3 protein-coding genes are annotated in these 4,675 nt (G+C 65.1%); all 3 read right to left on the bottom strand.

What is annotated here, in order from left to right; all coding sequences use genetic code 11:
- The coding region (gene gcvP, locus E8F11_RS12340; protein WP_280289110.1) for an aminomethyl-transferring glycine dehydrogenase at nt 1-1,907 on the bottom strand (1,907 nt) is incomplete at its 3' end.
- Nucleotides 1,908-1,910: 3 nt separating this feature from the next.
- Nucleotides 1,911-2,288, bottom strand: a complete 378-nt coding sequence (gene gcvH / locus E8F11_RS12335; RefSeq protein WP_280289109.1) for a glycine cleavage system protein GcvH — start codon at nt 2,286-2,288, stop codon at nt 1,911-1,913.
- Nucleotides 2,289-2,838: 550 nt separating this feature from the next.
- Nucleotides 2,839-4,362 (bottom strand): sigma-54-dependent transcriptional regulator, encoded by a 1,524-nt coding sequence (locus tag E8F11_RS12330; RefSeq protein WP_280289108.1) that lies wholly within the window; start codon nt 4,360-4,362, stop codon nt 2,839-2,841.
- Between the last annotated feature and the right edge of the window lie 313 nt (nt 4,363-4,675).

Raw genomic sequence — 4,675 nt, 5'->3', positions numbered from 1 at the left:
TTGAGGTCGGCGATGTCCACGTTGCCGCGGGCGTCGCAGGCGGTCACCACCACGCGCATGCCGACCATGCTGGCGGTGGCCGGGTTGGTGCCATGGGCCGATTGCGGGATCAGGCAGATGTCGCGCTGGTCGTCGCCACGGCTGAGGTGGTAGGCGCGGATGGCCAGCAGGCCGGCGTACTCGCCCTGGGAACCGGCGTTGGGCTGCAGGGATACCGCGTCATAGCCAGTGGCCTGGCACAGCATGGCTTCCAGCTCGTTGGTCAGTTCCTGGTAGCCGGCGCTCTGCTCGGCGGGGGCGAAGGGGTGCAGGGCACCGAACTCGGCCCAGGTCACCGGGATCATCTCGCTGGCGGCGTTCAGTTTCATGGTGCAGGAGCCCAGCGGGATCATGCTGCGGTCCAGGGCCAGGTCCTTGTCCGCCAGCTTGCGCAGGTAGCGCATCAGCTCGGTTTCCGAGTGGTAACGGTTGAACACCGGGTGGGCGAGGATGGCGGACTGGCGCAGCAGGGCGGCCGGCAGGCGGCTGGCGACGTTGGCGGCCAGTTCGGCGAAGGCGGGCAGCGGCTGGCCGTCGGCAAAGATCGCCCAGAGGGTCTCGACGTCGGCCTGGGTGGTGGTTTCGTCCAGGGACAGGCCGAGGCGCTCGGCGTCCACTTCACGCAGGTTGATGCCCTGGGCGCGGGCCTTGGCGTGCAGCTCGGCGGTCTTGGTGCCGGTGGCCAGGGTCAGGGTGTCGAAGAAGGCTTCCTGCTCGACGCTGACGCCCAGCTGGGCCAGGCCCTGGGCCAGGATGGCGGTCAGCTGGTGCACGCGCTGGGCGATGCGGGTCAGGCCCTGCGGGCCGTGGTAGACGGCGTACATGCTGGCGATGTTGGCCAGCAGCACCTGGGCGGTGCAGATGTTGCTGGTGGCCTTCTCGCGGCGGATGTGCTGCTCGCGGGTCTGCATGGCCAGGCGCAGGGCCGGCTTGCCGTGGCGGTCGATGGACACGCCGACCAGGCGGCCGGGCATGTCGCGCTTGAAGCTGTCGCGGGTGGCGAAGTAGGCCGCGTGCGGGCCGCCGAAGCCCAGCGGCACGCCGAAGCGCTGGGCGCTGCCGAGGGCGACGTCGGCGCCGAATTCGCCGGGCGGGGTCAGCAGGGTCAGGGCCAGCAGATCGGCGGCCACCGCTACCAGGGCGTTGGCGGCGTGGAAGCGCTCCACCAGTTCGCGGTAGTCGAAGATATCGCCGTTGGCCGCCGGGTACTGCAGCAGGGCGCCGAAGTAGGCGCTGGCGTCGCCGATTTCACGCTCGTCGCCGATCACCACTTCGATGCCCAGGGGCTCGGCACGGGTGACCAGCACGTCGAGGGTCTGCGGGTGGCAGTGTTTGGAGGCGAAGAAGGCGTTGCTGCCCTTGTTCTTCGAGAGGCGCTTGCAGAAGGTCATGGCTTCGGCGGCGGCGGTGCCTTCGTCGAGCAGGGAGGCGTTGGCCACGGGCAGGCCGGACAGGTCGCTGACCAGGGTCTGGAAGTTCAGCAGCGCCTCCAGGCGGCCCTGGGAGATTTCCGGCTGATAGGGGGTGTAGGCGGTGTACCAGGCCGGGTTTTCCAGCAGGTTGCGCAGGATCGGGCTGGGTGTATGGCAGGGGTAGTAACCCTGGCCGATATGGCTCTTGAACAGCTGGTTCTTCGCGGCGATGGCCTTGATTGCGGCGAGGGCCTCGGCCTCGCCCTGGCCGGCCGGCAGATCGAGCACGCTGGTGCCCTTGATGCTGTCCGGGATGACGCTGGCGGTCAGGGCTTCGATGTCGTCGAAGCCGAGCAGGGCGAGCATGGCCTTGGTGTCGGCCTCGCGTGGGCCGATATGGCGGGCGATGAATTCGTTGCTGGTGCCGAGGAAGGGGATTTCGATGCTCATGGTCATTCCTCAGCCGTTGTCTTTCAGCAGGTTTTCGTAGCCGGCCTGGTCGAGGAGGCTGTCGAGGACACTGGCGTCGGCCAGTTGCATGCGGAAGAACCAGCCCTTGCCCAGGGGTTCTTCGTTGACCAGTTCGGGGCTGTCCACCAGATCCTGGTTGATTTCCACTACCTCGCCGTCCAGCGGCATCACGATGTTGCTGGCGGCCTTCACCGACTCCAGTACGGCGACTTCCGCGCCCTTGGCGTAGCCCTGGAGTTCCGGGAGTTGAACGAAGACCACATCGCCCAGCGCGTCCTGCGCGTATTCGGTAATACCGACGGTGACGCGACCGTCTTCTTCAAGGCGCAGCCATTCGTGGTCGGCGGTGAAACGCAATACGCTCATCTTTGGTCCTCAACTCGTATGACGCGCCTGTTTCTTCTGCCAGGCGCTTAGCCCCGCGCGCGGTCTTCGCCACGCGCTGTCGCACGCCGTTTAGCAAGGAGGGTGCCAGATAGGTGAAATGCAGGTAAATCAATGCTTTGAGGGCTATTCAGGAGAATTGACCTGAGCGCGGCTGTAGTGAAAACGCTACAGGGTTGGCGGGCTTGTGCGGATAGATGAGGTGAGGGCTCGACGTAGTGCGGGTTTCAGCGGTTCGTAGCGAAATCATTACGCTGTATCGATTTCGCTACGGCCTTGACTCGCTCATGAATTTATTTGTTATAAATCAATATTTTATGAATTCTATCTGATGTATTGGATAAGGTTTGAACTTGCTTCCTTACTCTATGGGGGCGAATTCATTCGCCAAGGGCTGCGCAGCGGCCCCTTGGGAGCTGAACGGCAGGCCTGCGGCTTGCTCAGCGAATGAATTCGCCCCCACAAGGGCAGATGATTTCATGGATATTTTTGATTAATTTCAAATAGATACGGGTTGTATCTAGAAAAATAATCAGGTTCTGCCCGGAATGCCGTACTTGCGCAGCCGGTGCGCAATCGCCGTATGGGAGGTCTGCAGGCGCGCCGCCAGCTGGCGGGTCGAGGGGTAGGTGACGAAGAGCTTCTCCAGCAGCGCCCGCTCGAAGTTCTCCACGGCCTCTTCCAGACTGTTCACTTCGCCATCGCTCTGCCGCGCAACGGCGGTGCCGGCTATGTCCAGGTCGCCGATCTCCACCAGGTTGCTTTCGCAGATGGCGGCGGCACGGAAGATCACGTTCTGCAACTGACGCACGTTGCCCGGCCAGCGGTTGCCGAGCAGGGCCGGGTAAGTGCCGGGCGCCAGTCGGCAGGCCGGACGTTGGATCTGGGTGCAGGCCTGCTGCATGAAGAAGCGCGCGAGCAGCAGGATATCCTGGCCGCGCTCGCGCAGGGGCGGCACTTCCAGGTTGAGCACATTGAGGCGGTAGAAGAGGTCCTCGCGGAAGGTGCCTTCGCCGACCATCTTCTCCAGGTCGCGGTGGGTGGCGCTGAGGATGCGCACGTCCACCTTGATCTCGCGGTCGCCACCCACCCGGCGGAAGCTGCCGTCGCTGAGGAAGCGCAACAGCTTGGCCTGCAGGTAAGGCGACATTTCGCCGATCTCATCGAGGAATACCGTGCCCTGGTGGGCCAGTTCCAGGAGCCCGGGCTTGCCGCCGCGCTGGGCGCCGGTGAAGGCGCCGGGGGCGTAGCCGAACAGCTCGCTCTCGGCCAGGTTTTCCGGCAGTGCGGCGCAGTTCAGCGCCAGGAAGGGCTGGTTACGGCGGGTGCTGGCGGCGTGGCAGGCACGGGCCACCAGTTCCTTGCCAGTGCCGGTCTCGCCTCGGATCAGCAGCGGCGCATCCAGGGCCGCCACGCGTTGGGCGCGGGCCTTGAGCGTGCCGATGGGCACCGACTCGCCGAGTAGCGCGTCGAAGCCCTCGGCGGCATGGTCATGGTGCAGGGCTGACAGGCGTTCGCCGATGCGGTTGGGCAGGTAAAGGGTGAGCAGGGCGCCGGCCAGATGATCGCCTTCGGTGATGGGCACTGCATCCAGCAACAACGCCTGGCCCTTGAGGGTGACCTCGCGCAGGGGCAGGCGGAAGCCCTGTTCCAGCAGGGCGCTGTGCAGGCTGTCGTCACCGAACAACTGGGCGAGAAGCCGTCCCTCGGGTTCTGCGCCATACAGCGCGATCAGCGCTGGGTTGGCCAGGAGGATGCGGCCGTCGCCATCCACCGCCAGCACCGGGTCGCTCATGGCGGCCAGCAGCGCATCGAGTTGCAGGCGCCGGCGCTGGCCGGGGAGGATGTCCACCACCGTCACTTCCTGCACGCCCTGAACCGCATGCAGGGCCTCGCGCAGCTCGTCGAGCACCGCGGGGCTGAGGGTGGGGGCGTCTATATAGACGTTGGGCGGCACCATCTCCACTGCATCCAGGTTGAGGTTGCGGCCGCCGAGCAGGGCCAGGACCTCCTGGGTGATGCCGACGCGGTCGATGAAGGTGACGTGAATTCGCATGGAAACGCAGGGCTGGCGAAAGAAGGGGCGAATTATGCCCGGTCTGTCGCGCTTAGGTAACAGGCCGTCGCTCTTCTTGTAGTAGTCCTGCATTGCCCGTGGCGCGGGCGACTTCGGCCATATCCGTTTCGCAGTGCCGCACATCGAGGCAGGCCTTCGGCCTGCTTAGCGAATGAATTGGCTATGTCTGCGTTAGCTGTTGCAGAACCGAATAGAAGCGTCTAGCACGGACCTTTCAGACCTGCGCATCTGCTGATGCATCCCTCATCCGAACGCGGCCCGCCCCGGCCCCCGCCCTGCGCCCCGGCCTGAT

This window comes from Pseudomonas sp. BN417, from assembly GCF_029871205.1.
In the GTDB taxonomy this organism is placed as follows: domain Bacteria; phylum Pseudomonadota; class Gammaproteobacteria; order Pseudomonadales; family Pseudomonadaceae; genus Metapseudomonas.
Note: the sequence above shows the minus strand (reverse complement) of the source record. Positions and strands in the feature narration are given on the sequence as shown.

Bases quoted from the DNA above. Each gene is read 5' to 3' on its own strand.
- gcvH (WP_280289109.1), bottom strand. From the start codon at position 2,288: ATGAGCGTATTGCGTTTCACCGCCGACCACGAATGGCTGCGCCTTGAA.
- E8F11_RS12330 (WP_280289108.1), bottom strand. From the start codon at position 4,362: ATGCGAATTCACGTCACCTTCATCGACCGCGTCGGCATCACCCAGGAG.